At 47.9% G+C, this 18,760-nt stretch carries 16 protein-coding genes; 7 read left to right on the top strand and 9 right to left on the bottom strand.

What is annotated here, in order from left to right; genetic code table 11:
* The first annotated feature begins 5 nt into the window (after nt 1–5).
* The 6 genes from PP769_RS13530 to PP769_RS13505 all read left to right on the top strand — a co-directional run bounded on the left by PP769_RS13530 (nt 6) and on the right by PP769_RS13505 (nt 6,308).
* Nucleotides 6–830 carry a biotin--[acetyl-CoA-carboxylase] ligase gene (locus tag PP769_RS13530; RefSeq protein WP_312640973.1) on the top strand — a complete coding sequence of 275 codons (825 nt, stop codon included), beginning with the start codon at nt 6–8 and terminating at the stop codon, nt 828–830.
* A 40-nt stretch (nt 831–870) separates the two neighbouring features.
* Nucleotides 871–1,647, top strand: a complete 777-nt coding sequence (locus tag PP769_RS13525; protein WP_312640971.1) for a type III pantothenate kinase — start codon at nt 871–873, stop codon at nt 1,645–1,647.
* 111 nt (nt 1,648–1,758) lie between these two features.
* Nucleotides 1,759–2,421 (top strand): nucleotide exchange factor GrpE, encoded by a 663-nt coding sequence (gene grpE / locus PP769_RS13520; protein ID WP_312640970.1) that lies wholly within the window; start codon nt 1,759–1,761, stop codon nt 2,419–2,421.
* Nucleotides 2,418–4,349, top strand: a complete 1,932-nt coding sequence (dnaK, locus tag PP769_RS13515) for a molecular chaperone DnaK (protein WP_312640969.1) — start codon at nt 2,418–2,420, stop codon at nt 4,347–4,349. Before grpE ends, dnaK begins: the two co-directional genes overlap by 4 nt.
* Nucleotides 4,350–4,408: 59 nt before the next feature.
* A complete protein-coding gene (dnaJ, locus tag PP769_RS13510) occupies nt 4,409–5,533 on the top strand; it encodes a molecular chaperone DnaJ (protein WP_312640966.1) in 1,125 nt (374 codons plus the stop codon).
* A complete protein-coding gene (locus PP769_RS13505; protein ID WP_312640964.1) occupies nt 5,457–6,308 on the top strand; it encodes a 16S rRNA (uracil(1498)-N(3))-methyltransferase in 852 nt (283 codons plus the stop codon). Before dnaJ ends, PP769_RS13505 begins: the two co-directional genes overlap by 77 nt.
* A gap of 23 nt (nt 6,309–6,331) precedes the next feature.
* On the opposite strand, the gene PP769_RS13500 is transcribed toward PP769_RS13505, so the two are convergent.
* The 9 genes from PP769_RS13500 to PP769_RS13460 all read right to left on the bottom strand — a co-directional run bounded on the left by PP769_RS13500 (nt 6,332) and on the right by PP769_RS13460 (nt 17,587).
* Nucleotides 6,332–7,357 (bottom strand): YCF48-related protein, encoded by a 1,026-nt coding sequence (locus PP769_RS13500; RefSeq protein WP_312640962.1) that lies wholly within the window; start codon nt 7,355–7,357, stop codon nt 6,332–6,334.
* Between the two features lie 11 nt (nt 7,358–7,368).
* Nucleotides 7,369–9,015, bottom strand: coding sequence for an IPT/TIG domain-containing protein (locus tag PP769_RS13495; RefSeq protein WP_312640960.1), 1,647 nt, complete (start codon nt 9,013–9,015; stop codon nt 7,369–7,371).
* Nucleotides 9,016–9,529: 514 nt separating this feature from the next.
* Nucleotides 9,530–9,994 carry a RidA family protein gene (locus PP769_RS13490; protein WP_312640958.1) on the bottom strand — a complete coding sequence of 155 codons (465 nt, stop codon included), beginning with the start codon at nt 9,992–9,994 and terminating at the stop codon, nt 9,530–9,532.
* A 24-nt stretch (nt 9,995–10,018) separates the two neighbouring features.
* Entirely contained in the window at nt 10,019–11,026 is a 1,008-nt protein-coding gene (gene mltG / locus PP769_RS13485; RefSeq protein WP_312640956.1) for an endolytic transglycosylase MltG, read from the bottom strand.
* A 77-nt stretch (nt 11,027–11,103) separates the two neighbouring features.
* The gene (alaS, locus tag PP769_RS13480; RefSeq protein WP_312640954.1) at nt 11,104–13,764 is read right to left on the bottom strand and encodes an alanine--tRNA ligase; all 2,661 of its coding nucleotides are present in this window, start codon (nt 13,762–13,764) and stop codon (nt 11,104–11,106) included.
* A 42-nt stretch (nt 13,765–13,806) separates the two neighbouring features.
* Nucleotides 13,807–14,907 carry a recombinase RecA gene (recA, locus tag PP769_RS13475; protein WP_312640951.1) on the bottom strand — a complete coding sequence of 367 codons (1,101 nt, stop codon included), beginning with the start codon at nt 14,905–14,907 and terminating at the stop codon, nt 13,807–13,809.
* Between the two features lie 83 nt (nt 14,908–14,990).
* Nucleotides 14,991–15,605, bottom strand: a complete 615-nt coding sequence (thpR, locus tag PP769_RS13470) for an RNA 2',3'-cyclic phosphodiesterase (protein ID WP_312640949.1) — start codon at nt 15,603–15,605, stop codon at nt 14,991–14,993.
* Nucleotides 15,589–16,869, bottom strand: a complete 1,281-nt coding sequence (locus PP769_RS13465; RefSeq protein WP_312640947.1) for a CinA family nicotinamide mononucleotide deamidase-related protein — start codon at nt 16,867–16,869, stop codon at nt 15,589–15,591. Before PP769_RS13465 ends, thpR begins: the two co-directional genes overlap by 17 nt.
* Nucleotides 16,870–16,927: 58 nt before the next feature.
* On the bottom strand, nt 16,928–17,587 hold the full coding sequence (locus PP769_RS13460) for a hypothetical protein (protein ID WP_312640945.1): 660 nt from the start codon (nt 17,585–17,587) through the stop codon (nt 16,928–16,930).
* Nucleotides 17,588–17,775: 188 nt separating this feature from the next.
* On the opposite strand from PP769_RS13460, the gene PP769_RS13455 reads away from it, so the two are divergent.
* Nucleotides 17,776–18,483: a chlorite dismutase family protein gene (locus PP769_RS13455; RefSeq protein ID WP_312640943.1), complete on the top strand. Its 708-nt coding sequence runs from the start codon at nt 17,776–17,778 to the stop codon at nt 18,481–18,483.
* Nucleotides 18,484–18,760: the final 277 nt, after the last annotated feature.

Below are 18,760 nucleotides of genomic sequence, written 5' to 3'. Positions count from 1 at the left end.
TATCAGTGGTATCCTCCTCAAAAATAGCCGCCCTTCTCCCCTCAAAAAAATTTGGCAAAACCCTTTATATTTTTGATGAATTAGGCTCAACCAATGCATTGGCCGTGGAAAAAGCCAAGAACCAAGCACTTTCTGGAACCGTCATACTGGCCGACAGACAAACCTCGGGACGAGGTCGACTTGATCGGTCTTGGTTTTCCCCAGGCAAGTCCAATATTTACGGATCTCTCCTTTTTGTTCATGAGACACCCATTCAATATTTAGGATGGGTTCCTCTCATGGCCGGAGTGGCCATTGCCCAGGCACTCGAACAACAGACATCTATTCGTGTCGATCTAAAATGGCCCAATGACTTATTAATTGGAGGTCGTAAATTGGGTGGCATTTTATGTGATTCCTTTCGAAATCCAACACACCATTTCTGCGTGGTAATCGGATTTGGAATTAACGTTAACCTCACTCAATCGGAATTTCCTTTAGAACTTCAAACTAGTGCGACTTCTCTGCAGATCCATTGTCGCTATAGTGTGAACAGAGAAGAGCTCATCATGAAAATGATCACATCACTGGAAAAAAACTGGGAAAATCTGAGGTCCAACGGACCTCTGTCTTATCTTGTGGAATACACGCATTGGTGTGGCACCATTGGACAAGCAATTCAGGTACAGTTTCCTGATGGAAGCCAACTCCAGGGGCTGGCTCATTCCATAGGAGAACATGGCCAACTCAGAGTCATTCCTTCCCCTTCCGACTTAAACGATCAATCAGCCAGGATTCGAGATATTCATTCCGGCGAAATCCTTCATCTTCGCACAACCGCCCAACCATGACCCATCTCTGAAGGACTGCTCAAAAGGAGAGACCTTTTTTATGCTTTTAGCCATCGACATTGGAAACTCACAAATTGTCTGTGGGGTTTTTCAAGACAGCACCCTGATCTCACACTGGCGCTTATCCACCGACAATTCCAAGACTCCTGATGAATATAGCATTATCTTTCGGTCCCTCCTTCAATTTCATAAAATCCTGCCAGAAGACATCCTAGGCTGTATCGTCACTAGTGTGGTCCCCCCTCTCACACATATTTTCGACATGTTGGCCCAATCATTATTCGGACAATCACCTCTAATCGTCACCAGCGCATGTCCTCATGGGCTCATCCTCCAGTACAATAATCCAGAGGAAATCGGGACAGACCGTCTCGTCAATGCGGCCGCAGCATTTGCTCGGTATAAACGATATCTGATTATTGTTGATTTTGGGACCGCGACCACATTTTGTATCGTCACACAACAAGCCGAGTACCTAGGTGGAACCATTGCCCCTGGCTTAAAAAGCGCAGCAGATACCCTACACACCAAAACAGCAAAGCTTCCAAAAGTTGATTTGGTTATCCCGGCATCCGTGATTGGAAAAGATACGACTTCCAGTATGCAGGCAGGAATCATGTATGGATATGCTGGATTGGTTGATGAAATCGTGAGGAGAATTCAACAGGAAATCGGAGAATCCCCACTTGTCATCGCGACTGGCGGGCTGGCCCAAACAATTGTTCCAATTTCTCACACTATTCAGGAGGTTAGACCCAACCTGACATTAGAGGGCTTAAAGCTCCTCTATGATCGCATGAACCCTTCCTGTGGATAACTCATCTCCAGATTTATAAATACTTTAGCTTACCAAAAATCATAAGAAATTTAAGAGGATGGGTTGACTTGCCAGATGAAGTGACTATCTAACTTGCGATAAGCAATTTGAATGTCTCTCTCTTCTTACTGGTCATTTATGACGCAACAATCGGGAAAAGGGAAAACCATGTCTTCAACAGAGGAAACTACTGGAGAAGTGACTACAGAAGAAGTCAGTCCTCAAGAACATTCGAACGAGGACACATCAGAAAGTGCTTCTGAAAATGGCGGAACGCCAGAAGAAGAACTTCAAATTTTCCGAGATAAATATTTACGCCTGGCCGCAGAATTTGAAAACTACAAACGCCGAGCCCAGCGGGATCAGAGCGATTCTATTCGATTTGGCAATGAATCATTATTGAAAAATTTACTTCCTATTATTGATAACCTTGAGCGGGCCATTCAATGCGCGAAAGATGCAGGAACGAGTGGCCCCTTACTAGAGGGGGTAGAGCTTACCCACAAACAATTTCTGGAAACCGTAAGCAAAGTTGGCGTTCGACAACTAAACACTGCAGGAAACTCATTTGATCCTGCTATTCATCAAGCGGTGACCCAGGTGGAATCGGAAAACATGAAGCCAAACACGGTGATCGAGGAATTTCAAAAAGGATATTTATTGCACGATCGCATTTTACGTCCGGCTATGGTAAGCGTGGCGAAAGAAAAATCAGAACTGACAGAACCTGGTTCGACTGAAGAATCCGGTGAAGAGGGAGGAATACACGTATGAGCAAAATTATTGGGATTGATTTAGGAACAACAAATTCTTGCGTGGCTGTAATGAGCGGTGGAGACCCAACAGTCATTGCCAATTCGGAAGGCGGACGGACTACCCCTTCGGTTGTTGCTTTGACCGACAAAGACGAACGATTGGTCGGACAGATTGCCAAACGGCAAGCCATAACCAATCCGGAAAACACTATTTATTCGGTGAAACGTCTAATGGGAAGAAAGTATTCTTCTTCCGAAGTCAAAAATGCCGCAAATCGACTATCCTATAAAACGGCCGAAGGTGCTAATGGGGACGCCCACGTCATCATTCGAGGGAAAAGCTATAGTCCAGCAGAAGTTTCCGCCATGATTCTTCAAAAAATGAAGCAAACCGCTGAAGATTATTTGGGAGAAAAGGTGACGGATGCTGTCATTACGGTCCCAGCCTATTTTGATGATAGCCAACGCCAGGCTACCAAGGACGCAGGGAAAATCGCGGGATTAAATGTCTTGCGCATCATTAATGAGCCGACTGCAGCATCTCTCGCCTATGGGCTCGACAAGAAAAAAGATGAACGTATCGCGGTCTACGATCTCGGCGGTGGAACCTTTGACGTTTCCATTCTAGAAATTGGAGAAGGCGTCTTTGAAGTCAAGTCCACAAATGGTGATACCTTTTTGGGCGGAGACGACTTTGATCTTCGGGTCATGGATTGGTTAGTTGAAGAATTCAAAAAAGATCAAGGAATCGATTTACGGAATGATCGAATGGCCCTGCAACGACTGAAAGAAGCAGCCGAACGGGCAAAAATCGAGCTTTCCTCCTCCCAAGAAACCGAAATAAATCTACCCTTCATCACCGCTGATGCCAGTGGACCAAAACATTTGGTACTTAAACTCACCAGGTCAAAATACGAGCAATTGGTGAATGATTTAATTGAGCGAACAATCGAACCTTGCAAAAAAGCTCTGGCCGATGCGGATATGACCACCAGCGACATTAATGAAATCGTCTTGGTAGGTGGAATGACTCGGATGCCGAAAGTGATTGAACGAGTTAAGCAATTTTTTGGAAAAGAACCCCACCGTGGAGTGAATCCTGATGAAGTCGTGGCAATCGGTGCGGCCATTCAGGGTGGAGTCCTCAAGGGAGATGTGAAGGATGTCCTGTTATTGGATGTCACCCCGCTTTCACTCGGCATCGAAACATTAGGGGGAATCTTTACAAAACTCATCGAACGCAACACCACCATCCCCACCAAAAAGGGTCAAATTTTTTCAACAGCCGCCGACAACCAAACTGCCGTGACCATCAGAGTCTTTCAAGGTGAGCGGGAAATGGCCAATGACAATAAGCTATTGGGACAGTTTGATTTAGTGGGACTTCCGATGGCACCAAGAGGTGTTCCGCAAATTGAGGTTACATTTGATATCGACGCTAATGGCATTGTGCATGTCTCAGCCAAAGATATGGCCACGCAAAAAGAACAATCAATCAAGATCACGGCATCTAGCGGATTAAGTAAGGAAGAAGTTGAGCGTTTGGTTAAGGAAGCTCAAAGTCATACCGAAGAAGACAAAAAGAAACGGGAATTGGTCGAAGTCAAGAATCAAGCCGATACCCTTATTTATAGTACAGAAAAGAATTTGAGCGAACATGGAGACAAGATTGAGGAAACGGAGAAGTCCAACATCACCGAGGCGGTAGACGCACTTCGTAAAGCTATGGAGGGAACGGACCTCGAAGCGATTAAAACCGCCATGCAAAACCTCACCACCGCCTCTCATAAATTAGCAGAGGAAATGTACAAAAAGGCTTCGACGGATGCCTCTGCCAGCGGCTCTGGACCAGAAGACGGCCCTGGAACAACTGGCGGAGACAGCGCTGGCAGTGAGGAAAAAGTTGTAGATGCAGAATTTGAAGAAGTTGATAAAGGCAAAAATTAAAGACTTTTGAGCAGATTGATGCAGACGGGCATACCTTATTCCACCTTTGGAAAACACTGATGGCACAGACCCAAAAACGAGATTATTATGAAATTCTCGGGGTGGACCGCAATGCCTCGGAAGAAGACATTAAAAAAGGTTTTAGAAAACTTGCCAGGCAACATCACCCGGACTTGCATGCCGACCCAGTTCAGAAAAAAGCGGCTGAGGAAAAGTTCAAGGAAGCCGGGGAAGCCTATGAAGTGCTCAGCGACCCAGATCGCCGAAGAAAATATGACATGTTCGGTCATGCAGCGGCTGGCCAGGGAGGAGGAGCCGATGGATTCGGGTTTGGAGGTGGCGGCTTCGGAGATATGTTTGGGGATATCTTTGAGGACTTTTTCGGTGGAGGCAGAGGGCATAATCGAGCCGAACAGGGCAATGATCTTCAATATAACTTAGAAATTTCCTTTGAAGAGGCCATTAACGGCAAGGAAGCCAAACTCAAAATTCCTCGTTGGGAGGTCTGTGAAACCTGCCATGGAACTGGCGCGAAATCCGATCAAGGCGTCAAACCCTGTTCCGCATGCCGAGGGGCTGGACAAATACGGTTGCAACAGGGTTTTTTCACCATTAATCGAACCTGTGGGCAATGCCAAGGGTCAGGTCAAGTCATTGCTGACCCATGCAAGACATGCAGAGGACAAAGACGCGTTCACAAGGAACGGCTTTTAGCAGTTACCATTCCAGCTGGAGTCGAATCCGGCATGAGACTTCGACTTTCCCATGAAGGCGAACATGGCATGAATGGCGGACCTCCTGGAGATTTGTATGTGGCGCTCAATGTACGGCCTCATCCACACTTTCAACGGAAGGGCCAAGAGATACTCTATGACCTTCGCTTGGATTTTGTAACAGCGACACTTGGGGGAAAAGTCGAAGTGCCTACATTAAGTGGAACCACCATGGTAAAAATCCCCGCAGGGACCCAACACGATCAAATTCTCCGGCTCAAAGGGTTGGGTGCTCCCGGGCTTAAGTCCCAAACTCGTGGCGATCAACTGATTCGGACTAAAATTCAAATTCCTACAAAACTAACCCCAAAACAACACGAACTTCTTTCCGCTTATGCGGAGGAGTGCGGAATCTCTACGGACACGCAAGGAGAAGGCCTGTTCGATAAAGTTAAAAACATGTTTGATTAACCTGCCGCTTTTACTGCCTCTCCCCCCCTCACGGAAACAGATGCCCGTCTTTTTCATTCATTCAACCCAGGTTGATGATGAAAGAATCACGATCTCCGACCCCTTATTCAGTCATCTTTCAAAAAGTTTACGAATGAGACCGGGAGACCAGCTGATTCTAAATGATGAGCAAAATTGTCGATACCATACCACAATTCTTCAAATAACCAAGCAGGCTCTCTACTCGACGGTTCTAAGTATCCAAAAATCCCCGCTCTCCTCCACTACCCCAATTATCTTGGCACAAGCCGTTTTAAAAGGGGAAAAAATGGCCTGGGTCATCCAAAAAGCCACCGAACTTGGGGTCCACGCACTTGTACCACTGATTACCGAAAGAGTTATTCCACGAGTGTATCCATCACATGCAAAGAATTATCAGGAACGTTGGGATCGCATTGCATTGGAAGCCGCACAGCAAAGTGAGCGATGGAGCATCCCAAAGATACTTCCCATACAGACCTTCCAGGATTTTCTACGGCAGAAAAATAAAGGGTTACAAATTATGTTGGCCGAGCGGCAGGAGACGGCTTCACTATCGACCATAGCCTTACCATCTGATGATCCAAATGGCATGACGGTGCTCATCGGTCCAGAAGGAGGTTGGACGAAAGAGGAACGACAAATAGCCAAGAACCTGAATGTTGTTTTTGCCACGTTGGGACAGGGAATTTTACGAGCAGAAACAGCCAGCCTGGCTTCATTAGTCATTCTACAAGCCAGACTTAACTATCTGTGAGAATTAAACCGAAGCGCCCAGCACTAGGGATGAGATGGCGAAGAATTCAAACGAATGATCGTCCCATGGTCTCCCACAGCAAACCCATTGGAAAGTTCAAGGAATGATTGAGCGTACAGGGTTTCAGAGTTTAGGGGTTCGATTTCCTGCCATGTAAAGCCGGCGTTGTGAGTCTCTAAAATGGTCCCCCGCTCACCAACAATTCGACCAACCAGGGGGTTTATAAAACTAATATTCACCAAATCGGCTGGTTTAATGCATGGACTTCCACAGGGTCGAGTGTGATCAACCCATACTTCGCCTCCATTCAGCGTTTGGAACATAGTTCCCTGCGTCCCAACAACCCATCCAGCCACATTATCCGTAAACACAATATCAAAAAATGTGGCGGGATTATTGGTGGTCTGGAGCCCCCAACTCTTTCCCCCGTCAGTAGTCGCCAAGATGACACCAAGGGCACCAACAGCCCAACCATGTTTTTCATTAAGAAAATGAACACCAAAGAGATCTGCTGTCGTCCCACTCACCTGATCAGCCCAGCTCTCTCCCCCGTCTTCAGTGTGTAAAATGACGCCACGGGAACCGACCACCCATCCATGTTCAGGTGTAAGAAAATCAGCCGCGTAGAGCGTTCCATTTGTCCCACTCTCCTGCGGGATCCACTGTTTTCCACCATCTACAGTATGTAATATCGTTCCGTTTTGTCCAAGAATCCATCCGTGCGTTGCATCAGCAAAAGTCACCGCAGTTAATAACGCATTGGTGCGTCGAGGGCTCGAATTCCAGGTAGCTCCACCATCGTCGGTGTGAAGAATCGTTCCTCCTGCTCCAACGATCCATCCCTTCCTGGCATCCAGAAAATGCACACCAAGAAAAGTCACCTTGGTAGGACTGGTCTGGAGTGTGAGGGCAGACGGAGTGGTTTGAGGAAAGGTTGGCTGAGGGTTCACAACTAAGGCTATACCAGCAAGAACTCCCAACACACACAGACCTTTCACCATTCGATTCCAGTCAGGGAGATTTTTCATTAGATCAAGTTTCCCAATCATGCCAGAATTCATTACTGGGCTCGCCCTTTTTCATTCCAATAATCTTTGTCAGGAAGGCCTCTCTGTAAAATCGTAAATGGCCCCCCCACGATAGTAATATACTTTTTGGGCGTACAGCATTCGCCGGTATCGAGCATATCCCATGACCCTCGCTTCAAAATCAGTTCCCCTTTAGTGAGGTCAGGCTCAAAACCTTCGGGGTTTCCAAAACCAAAGGCCGGACGGCGAGGGACACGGATCCTAATCTCCGTATCGGTCCATGATTCGACATGGGTTGCAATGCCGTTCACCAACACCTCACTGCGAGACACATCCTGCCCTAATCTATAATTATGCCAGTCATGGGCATCCTGATTGAGAGATAAACGAGTGGCTTCGGAAATTTTCAAAAATTCACCAAATCCCTTACCAGTAATAGTCACGACTTCGTCCAAGCCGGCTTCTTTAGGAGAATAGGAGTGAATTTCCGGCTGAACAACAGTAAAGTCTCCTGCCTTTAATGTCACAATCTCTTGTCGCTCACAACAGGTGCCATCAATTTTAGGAGTAGCTCCTCCACGTTTCACGATTACCGGCCCGCTTTTGGCGCTGAATGGCACCCATACATCAATTTGTTCATCAAGCCAACGGTGAATGACAGCCGGCACTCCCCCAATCTCCACCCCGTTGCCCCCGGAAAGAAAATCAAAGGCATATGCAGTGCCGCCGGCTTCTGAATACACACCAAAATTTTTCCCCTTAATCGTCACGAGTGTTCCAATTGGTCCTTGAGGGGGAATCATTCCTGATATCTGACTGGTCAATATGGTAAATGTTCCAATCTCCCGCTCCTTTCCTTCTCGATGGAGCATCAGAGAACCTGATTGGGCATTTAAGGGCACATGGGCCACGATGGTTCGATCGGACCACTGCGCAATGATCGCAGGCTTTCCGCCAAAATATATTCGTCCATCTTCAGGTCGGCTTTCTCCAAACCCCTGACCCGACAGTATGACCTTACTTCCGATTGGGCCCTCAGTAGGATCAAAGGCAATAGAAGGAATTATGGTCAAAGGGACGGCATTACTAACCGCATACTCAACAGGAGCACAACATGATCCATCCGGTAGTGGGTCGCTTGACGCTAAGCGCACTTCCACATCACCGGACTTGGCATTAGCCGGAATGAGAACTTCAATTTTGGTAGGCCGCCACCGCCGCACCTCTGCCCGAATCCCATTGATTATCACTTGATTGACCCCGAACATGGTATTGGGATCACGAGACCCAGCCGTATTGCCGAAATGTTCACCAACAATCGTGAGCAAGGAACCCGCTTCGGCTTTCGAAGGATTCAAGCTGGCAATACGTACATTAGTAACAGAAAAAATTCCGGCTTCTCTTTTGGCCGATCCGTTGATAACCATTACCGGGCCGGAACGAGCGTGCAAAGGCACCTTAACCAGAATGAAATCAGGTTCCCAGGATTGAATGAGGGCCGAGACCCCCTGAAATTCCACTCGATTAGCCTGGGTATTTTGAAATTCACCAAAACCTTCCCCACTAATGGTCACTGTCGTGCCCGGCGGTCCATCGGAAGGGAACATTTCAGCATAGGCCACTGATGAAAAAAGAAAAAAACCTAAGGCAACGCTCATGAGACTTCGAACTCGTTTCATAGGTAACAAACCTTGCTTATTGATTCAAAAAATGAATTAGGTATGAACAATGGACTTCTTCATTAAATTAAACTGAGAAGAGGAGCCAACCCAACTTCGTGGCTACCAACACAGGGGATGGAACCAAGTCAGAGCGGGTGTCCACAATGACTATATCAAGCGATCTTTTCATGCGTCAATTTAGAGAACTGCACCAACAGAATGATGAACATTCACAGCCATTTTATATCATAGATTTTCAGCTAAACTCTTCGTTTACCAAATGCCATTTTAGGACCAAATGGGAGTAAAAAAGTCCCACACCACATTATGTAAAGATCTCCTGACGCTCCTAATGGCGGTCTTCCGATTTGAACAAGCCAAAAAAATATCGCTGAACCAATTCGGATATCCAACCATAGCGACCCCTGAAATCTCAAATGATGCGGCTACAGGACCAAGGGGAGTCAATCCTTACCAAAGCAGGAGTCGGGATGGCACACGCTGAAGGGATGATTAAGAAATACGAACCAGCTTAAGGGTGTGACACTTGAACGATCAATTCAAGCTCAATTGGAGCATGAAGAGGTAATTCGAATGCCCCAAGAGCTAATCTGGCATGACGGCCGGTATCTCCAAACAGCTTAACCAACAAATCAGAAGCCCCGTTAATCACCGCAGGCTGATCCACAAAACCTTCCACGGACGCTACATGCCCCGTCAAACGCACCACCTGTTTGAGACAGGCAAGATCTCCCATCATCTCTTGAAGGATGGCTAACCCATTTAGCATGGCTAACTGGGCAGCAGCAGATCCTTCTTCTACCGTCAGCTCTCGCCCGAGTTTTCCAGGGTACACAATTTGCCCGTCACGAAAAGGCAGCACCCCACTCACAAAGATTAAGTCTCCTGCCTGACGAGCCGGAACATATGACCCGACTGGACAAGGTGCCGCAGGCAGCTTTAATCCCAGTCGGCTTATTGCTTCATAAACACCCATAACGGATATTACACAATCAATCACTTACGAAGCACGTTTACTCATCGATCGTCGTTGGTAAAAGTCTACCGCCTTATTATGATCCGCTAATGTCACAGAAAATTGATGACTCCCATCGTTCCGTGCCACAAAATAGACAAAATCGGTTGTCGTAGGATAGAGCGCAGCATGAATTGCAGCCAAACCCGGATTAGCAATGGGTCCAGGGGGAAGCCCGCGTACCTTGTAGGTGTTGTAGGGACTATCTACCGACAGATCGGCTTTTCGAATATTTCCATCAAACGATTCGAGGGCGTAGATGACGGTGGGGTCGCTCTGCAAGGGAATGCCCAGCCGGAGACGATTATGAAATACTCCGGCAACCAAGGGTCGTTCGGCTGCCAGCCCCGTTTCCTTTTCCACCACGGAGGCTAGGGTCAACACCTCCTGAAGAGTCATGCCCATGGCCATTGCCCGGTCTTTGAATTCTGGAATCATCACATCATGAAACCGATGAACAAATGTTCGAATAATGGATTCCGGCGGAGTAAAGCGAGAAAAATGGTAAGTATCAGGAAAAAGGTAACCCTCTAATGTAGGGGCCTGGATATTCAGGCTCTGAATAAATATCGGGTCATGGCTTAATCGAAAAATATCCTGCTTGACGGCAAGACGTTTATGATCCAGGATGTCCGCAATTTGTGCAACGGTATAGCCTTCGGGAATGGTAATGGCATATTGATAAACTTCACCTTTCACAAGTTTGTGCAGTAATTCGGTGGGTTGCATTCCCGCATTCAGTTCATATTCGCCTGGAATGATATTTCGATCGACCCGCTGCACACGCCCCAAAAGCGTAAAAAACCATTCTGATCCAATAAGGTTATGGTGATCGAGAATGTGGGAAACCTGCGTAAATGGAGTACCGGGTGGGATCTCGACAAGAACCGGTTGGGTTGATCCACCCATGGGTTGATTCATCCACATAAAACCACCCATGACCAGAACTACCACCGTTAAAAGACTTACTACTGTCCGGCGAACAAGGATCATGTCACGACGTCCCCTTTCCTGCTCCCCGTCGGTCCATGTGGGGGGACAATGCAGCTACATCATCATGCTGAGGGAGTTTATTCCTCCTTCAAGGTACCTCTGTGTGAGGCAACATAGTCATAAACGCTCCGCAAGGCCTCATCTAACCGTTCTGGTTGATTACCACCCGCCTGAGCCATATCTGGTCGGCCGCCTCCAGACCCCCCAACAAGTTGAGCCACATGTTGAGCGACTTTTCCTGCAGGGATTTTGTGAGCCTGTTCTTTGGCCACAATAACCAATAACGAAACTTTTCCTTCTTTGACCGACCCCAAAACCAAAATACCCGAAGGCACTTTGTGGCGAAGCTTATCAGAGAAGGTTCGCAATTCTTGGATAGTCAAACCATCGATTCGCTGGATAAGGATCGGCATCCCGTCTATGTCCCGAATCGACGCTTCCTGAGCAGCACCTTGCTGATCAAGCAATTTTTGTTTCGCACGCTCTAATTCGCGTTCGGTATCACGGAGGGTTCCAACAAGTTTCCTGACTTTTTCAACGACTTCATTGGGACCGGCTTTCAGCACGGCGGCCAATTCTCTCCATTCGGCCTCCTGATGCTGAGTTTGGGCCACAGCTCCCTCGCCCGTGAGCGCCTCAATACGCCGGACACCTGCCGCAATACCTCCTTCGGACACAATACGAAACAGACCGACATCTCCTGTTCGAGCACAATGTGTTCCCCCGCACAATTCCTGACTAAACGAACCCATTTCTACAACCCGAACCTGCTCACCATACTTATCACCAAAAAAAGCCAGAGCACCTCGACTTAGAGCATCCTGAATTTCCATTTCTTCAACCTTAACAGTCAGGTTCTGACGGATTTGTTCGTTCACCAGTCCTTCGATTTCTTCAATATTTTTGGGGGTCAATCCTTTGAAATGTGAAAAATCAAATCGCAATCGATTTGGGGCCACCAAAGATCCATGTTGCTTCACATGAGGACCTAAAATTTCCCGCAATGCGGCATGAAGAAGATGGGTCGCCGTATGATTTCGTGCCGCGCTCTGCCTTAAATGACCCTGTACCGTGGCGGTGAGAACATCGCCAACATGAACAGATCCTTCGATGACCTGGCCCTTGTGGAGAAACCACCCCTTTGCCAGCTTTGTCGTATCATGGACGACAATTCTTGCCGATGGGCCCACCAACGTTCCCTGATCCCCGACCTGTCCACCACCTTCAGGATAAAAAGGCGTGGTGTCCAGGACACACTCTACCATCTCCCCTTGCTTGGCTTCCTTGATGACATGCTCGTCCTTCACCAAGGCAAGTAGTTTCCCTCTATCTTCCTGACTGGCATACCCCACAAATTTAGTCAAAGGGAATTGCCCGAGAGCATTCACCAGGTCGCTTCGAGAATCTGCCTGGCTAAACCTGGCAGTTTTTCTGGCTCGATCACGTTGCGCCTCTAGCGCTTGCTCATACCCAACATGATCGACGGCCAACCCTTCTTCTCGTGCAGCATCTTCCACCAAATCCAGGGGGAAACCGTAGGTATCATATAACTTAAAAACCGCTTCCCCTCCTAAGATTTGGCTCCCCTGTTGCTTGGCTTCCTCCAGGATTTGATTAAGGAGAGGCAAGGCCTGTTCTAAGGTTCCAATAAACCGTGTTTCCTCCCCCTGCACAATCTCAGAAACCGTATCTTTCATCGAACGAAGATCCGGATAGACCGAATCCATTAGATCAATTACGGAGAATACCAGGTCATATAAAAATTCTCGCTCCACCCCCAATAACCGGCCATGCCGTGAGGCTCGACGCATGATCCGTCGCAGGACATAGCCACGCCCCTCATTCGATGGCAACACCCCTTCAGTGATTAAAAAGGTCATCGCCCGCAGATGGTCCGCAATCACCCGCATCGACCGGTCAGCCGTTGGGGAAGTACCATACACCTTTCCGGTATTTTTCCCTATCCGTTCCAAAATAGGGCTGAACACATCGCTATCATAATTTGACGCGACTCCCTGGGTTACCGCTGCCAACCGCTCTAACCCCATTCCGGTGTCAATACTTGGTCTGGGTAGAGGATTGAGTGTGCCAACAGAATCCCGATCAAACTGCATAAACACCAAATTCCAAATCTCGAGATATCGATCACAGTCACACCCAACGGCACAGGTCGACCGCCCACATCCGAATGCCTCACCCTGATCAATGAGAATTTCGCTGCAAGGACCACAGGGACCCGTCTCTCCCATTTGCCAAAAATTGTCCTTTTCACCCAGACGAACAAGGCGACTCTCTGGAATACCCATTCGTGTATGCCATAAATCATAGGCTTCCTGATCTTCACGAAACACCGTCACCCACAATCGATCAGGCGGCAGGCCGGCCATTTGAGTGAGAAATTCCCACCCAAACGCAATTGCTTCCTCTTTAAAATAATCTCCAAATGAAAAATTGCCCAGCATTTCAAAAAACGTGTGATGGCGTCGGGTAAAACCCACGTTCTCCAAATCATTATGTTTTCCCCCCGCCCGCAGACATTTTTGAATGGAGACGGCCCGGTCATAGGGCCGGGATTCCTCACCCAGGAACACACTTTTAAATTGATTCATACCCGCGTTGGTAAACAGGAGAGTAGGATCTGCTTGCGGAATGAGTGGCCCGCTGGGCACCACCGAATGCCCACGGCTTGAAAAGTAGCTTACAAACGCCTGCCGAAGCTCAAGTGATGTTGCAATCATATCAATGATTTTTGCTCAAGATGATTTTGCCTCCAGGCCAGATCAGTCACGATCCCCAGCTGATTTTTTTGCGTTGGGACTGACAGGCGTGGATGATTCCTCTTGTTTTTGAGGCTCCCCGGAAAGGCCATAGCTGTTTCGTAATTGCGTGTCGATGTCCTGGGCAATATCCGGATTACTTTTCAGAAAGGTTTTGACCGCCTCCCGGCCCTGACCGAGCCGTTCCTCCTTATAAGAATACCACGCTCCAGCTTTATCTACGATTCGACGCTCAACGCCTAAGTCCACTAATTCCCCGACTTTGGAAATACCTTCGGCGAACATGACGTCAAATTCGGCTTGTTTAAAGGGTGGCGCCATTTTATTTTTGACCACTTTCACCCGCACCCGACTCCCCATCACTTCCTGCCCCTCTTTAATCGATTCAATCCGGCGAATATCCAACCGCACTGAAGAATAAAATTTCAAAGCGTTGCCGCCGGTTGTGGTCTCGGGATTACCAAACATCACCCCAATTTTCATGCGAATCTGATTGATAAATACCACCGAAGCTTGAGACTTGGAAATAGCCCCGGTTAGTTTTCGCAAGGCCTGGGACATTAATCTCGCCTGAAGCCCCATATGGGAATCTCCCATTTCCCCTTCGATTTCGGCACGAGGGACCAAAGCTGCAACGGAATCAACGACAATGATATCCAACGCCCCGCTTCGAACCAGCGTTTCGGCAATCTCCAGAGCCTGTTCGCCAGTATCCGGCTGGGCCACCAGCAGATCATCGGTGTGGACCCCTAGCTTTTTAGCATAGGTGATATCCAACGCATGCTCGGCATCGATAAAGGCTGCCGCCCCGCCGGCTTTCTGCGCTTCGGCAATGGCATGCAGGCACAACGTGGTTTTTCCAGACGACTCCGGTCCGAAGACCTCAATGATTCGACCTCGAGGCAACCCTCCGATGCCCAAGGCCATATCAAGCCCGAGAGACCCCGTCGAAATGGCCGGAATATCACGAGGAACGTCTTCTGTCCCTAGCTTCATAATGGCCCCTTTGCCAAATTGCTTTTCAATTTGGGTCAGAGCCAAATCCAGCGCTCGTTTTTTTCCGTCTTTTTGGGTCTCTTTTTGAGGAGCTACGCGTTCTGCCATTGGGTATCCTTTTGTTCAATATTTCTGAGCATGCAAAGTGGCGGCTATCTTACCCCACACTCTTTAACAGGTAAATGCCTAACTTAGATTGAAAAATGTGATCCAGGCTCATTGAATGGCACCGTCCTCAAAGCCGTATATTCCGCACCGGATTGGGTCACCTCACTGCGAAAAAGTGTGATACGGTCAACATGGAGTATCCCAAGGTTCTGAGGTTGCTCCAGTAAGCCGGAATGAGTCAGTACGCCACCAACCTGAGATTGGTCATGTTTGATCCTGGCCAAAGTCAAATGAGGGAAATAGGGCTTCTCCTCAGGAGGAAAGCCTAACGGTTCCACCGCACCTTCGATTCGTGAAACAAGATTGACCAAGCCAGGAATATCTCCCGTACATCCGATCCACAGTATCCGTGGACGTCGAAGATGCGGAAAGACCCCCAGCCCCTGAACCTCTAAGGTGAGAGGAGGCTGACTTGTTCGGATAGGCTCAATGGCAGTCAAAACCGGTTCCACCATGGAAGCGTCCACATAACCAAGAAATTTCAGTGTGAGGTGTATCGACTCAGGGCGAACCCAATTGACCACTGGCAAGCTTTCTCGCAGCCGACGTTGAAGTTCAACCACCTTCCGGCGCAAATCCAAGGAAATTTCAACAGCAAGAAAGACTCGCAGACTCTTCTGATTAAAATACCGCTTCATTGGCGTATCGTCGGATCAAATCCAGAACAGCCTGAGAGGTCTTCAATGTAATTTCCGCTCGATCCCCATGAAATCTCCAGCATTGACTCTGAGGCCCATGCGGACCATCAATCGCTCCATACACCAGCCCCACTGGCTTGTTCAGAGTCCCTCCCCCAGGACCCGCAATTCCCGTGACTCCAACTCCCACATCAACTCGACTTCGCATACGAATTCCTTTGGCCATGGCTATGGCTACCTGTGAGCTCACGGCCCCATATCGACGAAGCGTCGAGGAGGGAACTCCCACGAGTTCTCGTTTCGCTTCATTACTATAAGATACGACTCCCCGGTTCACATAACGCGAACTGCCGGGCACGCCAGTCAAACGATGGGCCACTAATCCTCCGGTACAGGATTCGGCGACTGCCATGGTCCAGGAACGGGCTTGTAAGACTTCCCCGACAATTTCCTCCATGGTACGTTCACCTTCGGCAAAGAGCCAGGGGCCTAAACAATCACGGATCTGGTGAATCATGTGATTCCTTTCCAGGAGGCCCGGGGATATTTCCTTCACAGTAACGGGTGGGCCGTCGAACACCCAACAACTCACCCTCACCGTCACTCCCCTGGGCGAAGCTAAGATTCCAATCTGAAAATTTCGATTGTCCTTTAAAAAAGGATTCAATCGCGTTTGAACATCGGATTCGGGCAATCCAAAAGTCTGAAATGTATGGTGCCAATAGTGCCTGTTGCTGTTGAATAACTTTCGGAGTATCGGCTGAACCTGAGAAACCATCATAACTTTGGCCTCACGAGGAACACCTGGTAATGCAATAATGACTGATCGCCCGCTACGCATCAAAAAACCGGGAGCCGTGCCCACGGTATTCACCAACATCGTGGCTCGGGAAGGAAGAAAAGCCTGCATGGCCAATAGCGGTGTGACCGGTCTTCCAAAGCGTCGATAGTAAGCCTTGAGATTGTCATAGGCTTTTTTTCGTTTGATCAGTGGACATTGAAGCGTCGCGGCAACAGCCTCACGGGTACAATCATCCAGTGTTGAACCGAGGCCACCCGTCAAGACGATCACATGAGCGCGCTTCATCGAGCCACGAAGAGCTTCTTGAATATCACATTTTTGATCACCAACAGAGATTTTTTTCCGAACCTCAATGCCACACTCAGCGAGAAGATGTGCGACGAATACCGAATTACTATCGAGGCGTCCGCCCAGAAGCAATTCTGAACCCACAGCAATGATGTCAGCAAGAAGGAACTTCATGTTCAAGTGATTCAGCCCGATTGCATCAAACACAGTCGTTCCATTATCCCCATGACCTTTAGGGAATGGACGCAAAATCTAGATCAAAGGTCACTTCGCCTCCGGTTCCTGGGAAAACTTTGACGGTGGTTTGAGCCAAGACATCAAAAACGTCATAGTTAAAGGACGCCACAATCTTTGCACGATACATGGGGGGGCCTTGGTTTGGGCTGAGCAGCGTCGCTCTGGCATCAAACCGAATGCGATCAGGCTTGATTAACCGATCTCCCTGTTTAAGCAACAGATAGCTATCTTGGGCAAAGGTTGGTGAATCCCCAAAAATTATCACCACGACTTGAAGGGATTTTTCATCCAGAATTCGCTGAATATCCTGGGATGCGAGACGTTCTCCTCGAAGAGCAAAATGACTGGACATCACCGCAATTCCATTTAATTTCGTCATAAGAAATCCATGAGCCTGAGGAACTTCTTCAGAAGATATCCCGAAATGCCAATAGAGCCTATCGGGTGGAGTTCGGCTTCGGGCTCCCTCCTGACCATTTTTGATGGCTTCAAGAATTTGAAATTCCGAGGGATGTGGAACAATACCCCACACCGGAGAGGAAACTAAGATGACCAGCCCCGCTGCCAAAAGAAACCAAAAACCAGCATCTTTTACCAACCCCAGCAAAGACCCCACACATAAGGAAAAATGTCGAAAAAACAAGATTTGATTCATTGGCTATGACCTAAAATGGTGCTCCCCTCCTCAAGATTAAAGTCCTATTTCTGACTCCTCCTTTTCCAAATGGATCTTAACAGCCATCATGCCACCGGCTCATTGACAATATTGCAGTAGCGATGTTAAGACCTATTTTTTTAAGTGATTAAAAAAACACGGGTTTTCTTTCCAGGGGAGGTATGATTATGGCTGGTGCCGAAGAGGCTGCCAAACAACAATTTGTCAATTTTGCTTTTTATAAAGTCGACCCTTTGTGGAGACGTCTTCCCAAAGAAGAGCGAGACCTCGGCAAGCAAGAATTCATCCGCGCTGCGGAAGAATATTCCGGCAAAGTTATTGTCGTGCCCTACACCACAACAGGCATAAGAGGTGATTGCGACTTTATGTTGTGGCGAATTAGCTATGATCTTGAAATGTTTCAAGAAATGAGTTCAAAGCTCCTGGCTACAGGCCTGGGACGGTACCTTACCACGCCGTACTCTTATCTTTCTATGACGAAACGATCCATATACGTCGATCATCACGTGCATGAGGGCCAAGAAAGTCGAAGATTGAAAATTTCTCCTGGCCGCGCGAAATATATATTTGTATATCCATTTGAAAAAACCAGAGAGTGGTATCTGCTCACCAAAGCCGCCCGACAAGGCATGATGGATGAACATATCGCTATTGGGCATAAGTACCCCTCAGTTAAACTCAATACCACCTATTCATTTGGATTGGATGACCAGGAATTTGTGGTTGCCTTTGAAACCGATTCCCCACAGGACTTTCTAGACCTCGTCATGGAGTTACGCTCTACCGAAGGCAGCCGTTATGTCAAACGTGATATTCCAATTTTTACCTGTATTATGAAAAGTCTCAAAGAAGTTGTTGAAACTCTCGGAGGGTAATCTCCCTCACTTTTTCTCGTAACGCACTTTAGAACAGCCTACAGACTTCATTCAAACATAAGCCCTTTAACAGATACCCTTCAATTGAAGGGTATCTGTCTGTGATTTTAATTCCAATTTTCCCGATAGATTCAAACTTTCTTGAATTCCTCCCACCTGCAGCAACAAATTTCTTCATAGAATGCATTAGATTGCAGAACCTCCGGCTACCCCCCCACCCAGGCACTCGACCATTTTGACAGGCCTCAAAGAGGTGTGTTATCAAGAAAATCAAAGT

This window comes from Candidatus Nitrospira allomarina, from assembly GCF_032050975.1.
GTDB lineage: Bacteria > Nitrospirota > Nitrospiria > Nitrospirales > UBA8639 > Nitrospira_E > Nitrospira_E allomarina.
Note: the sequence above shows the minus strand (reverse complement) of the source record. Positions and strands in the feature narration are given on the sequence as shown.

Coding starts and splice junctions, on each gene's coding strand:
- PP769_RS13525 (WP_312640971.1), top strand. CDS start 871: ATGCTTTTAGCCATCGACATTGGAAACTCACAAATTGTCTGTGGGGTT.
- grpE (WP_312640970.1), top strand. CDS start 1,759: ATGTCTCTCTCTTCTTACTGGTCATTTATGACGCAACAATCGGGAAAA.
- dnaK (WP_312640969.1), top strand. CDS start 2,418: ATGAGCAAAATTATTGGGATTGATTTAGGAACAACAAATTCTTGCGTG.
- dnaJ (WP_312640966.1), top strand. CDS start 4,409: ATGGCACAGACCCAAAAACGAGATTATTATGAAATTCTCGGGGTGGAC.
- PP769_RS13505 (WP_312640964.1), top strand. CDS start 5,457: ATGCGGAGGAGTGCGGAATCTCTACGGACACGCAAGGAGAAGGCCTGT.
- PP769_RS13500 (WP_312640962.1), bottom strand. CDS start 7,357: ATGATTGGGAAACTTGATCTAATGAAAAATCTCCCTGACTGGAATCGA.
- PP769_RS13495 (WP_312640960.1), bottom strand. CDS start 9,015: ATGAAACGAGTTCGAAGTCTCATGAGCGTTGCCTTAGGTTTTTTTCTT.
- PP769_RS13490 (WP_312640958.1), bottom strand. CDS start 9,994: ATGGGTGTTTATGAAGCAATAAGCCGACTGGGATTAAAGCTGCCTGCG.
- mltG (WP_312640956.1), bottom strand. CDS start 11,026: ATGATCCTTGTTCGCCGGACAGTAGTAAGTCTTTTAACGGTGGTAGTT.
- alaS (WP_312640954.1), bottom strand. CDS start 13,764: ATGATTGCAACATCACTTGAGCTTCGGCAGGCGTTTGTAAGCTACTTT.
- recA (WP_312640951.1), bottom strand. CDS start 14,907: ATGGCAGAACGCGTAGCTCCTCAAAAAGAGACCCAAAAAGACGGAAAA.
- thpR (WP_312640949.1), bottom strand. CDS start 15,605: ATGAAGCGGTATTTTAATCAGAAGAGTCTGCGAGTCTTTCTTGCTGTT.
- PP769_RS13465 (WP_312640947.1), bottom strand. CDS start 16,869: ATGAAGTTCCTTCTTGCTGACATCATTGCTGTGGGTTCAGAATTGCTT.
- PP769_RS13460 (WP_312640945.1), bottom strand. CDS start 17,587: ATGAATCAAATCTTGTTTTTTCGACATTTTTCCTTATGTGTGGGGTCT.
- PP769_RS13455 (WP_312640943.1), top strand. CDS start 17,776: ATGGCTGGTGCCGAAGAGGCTGCCAAACAACAATTTGTCAATTTTGCT.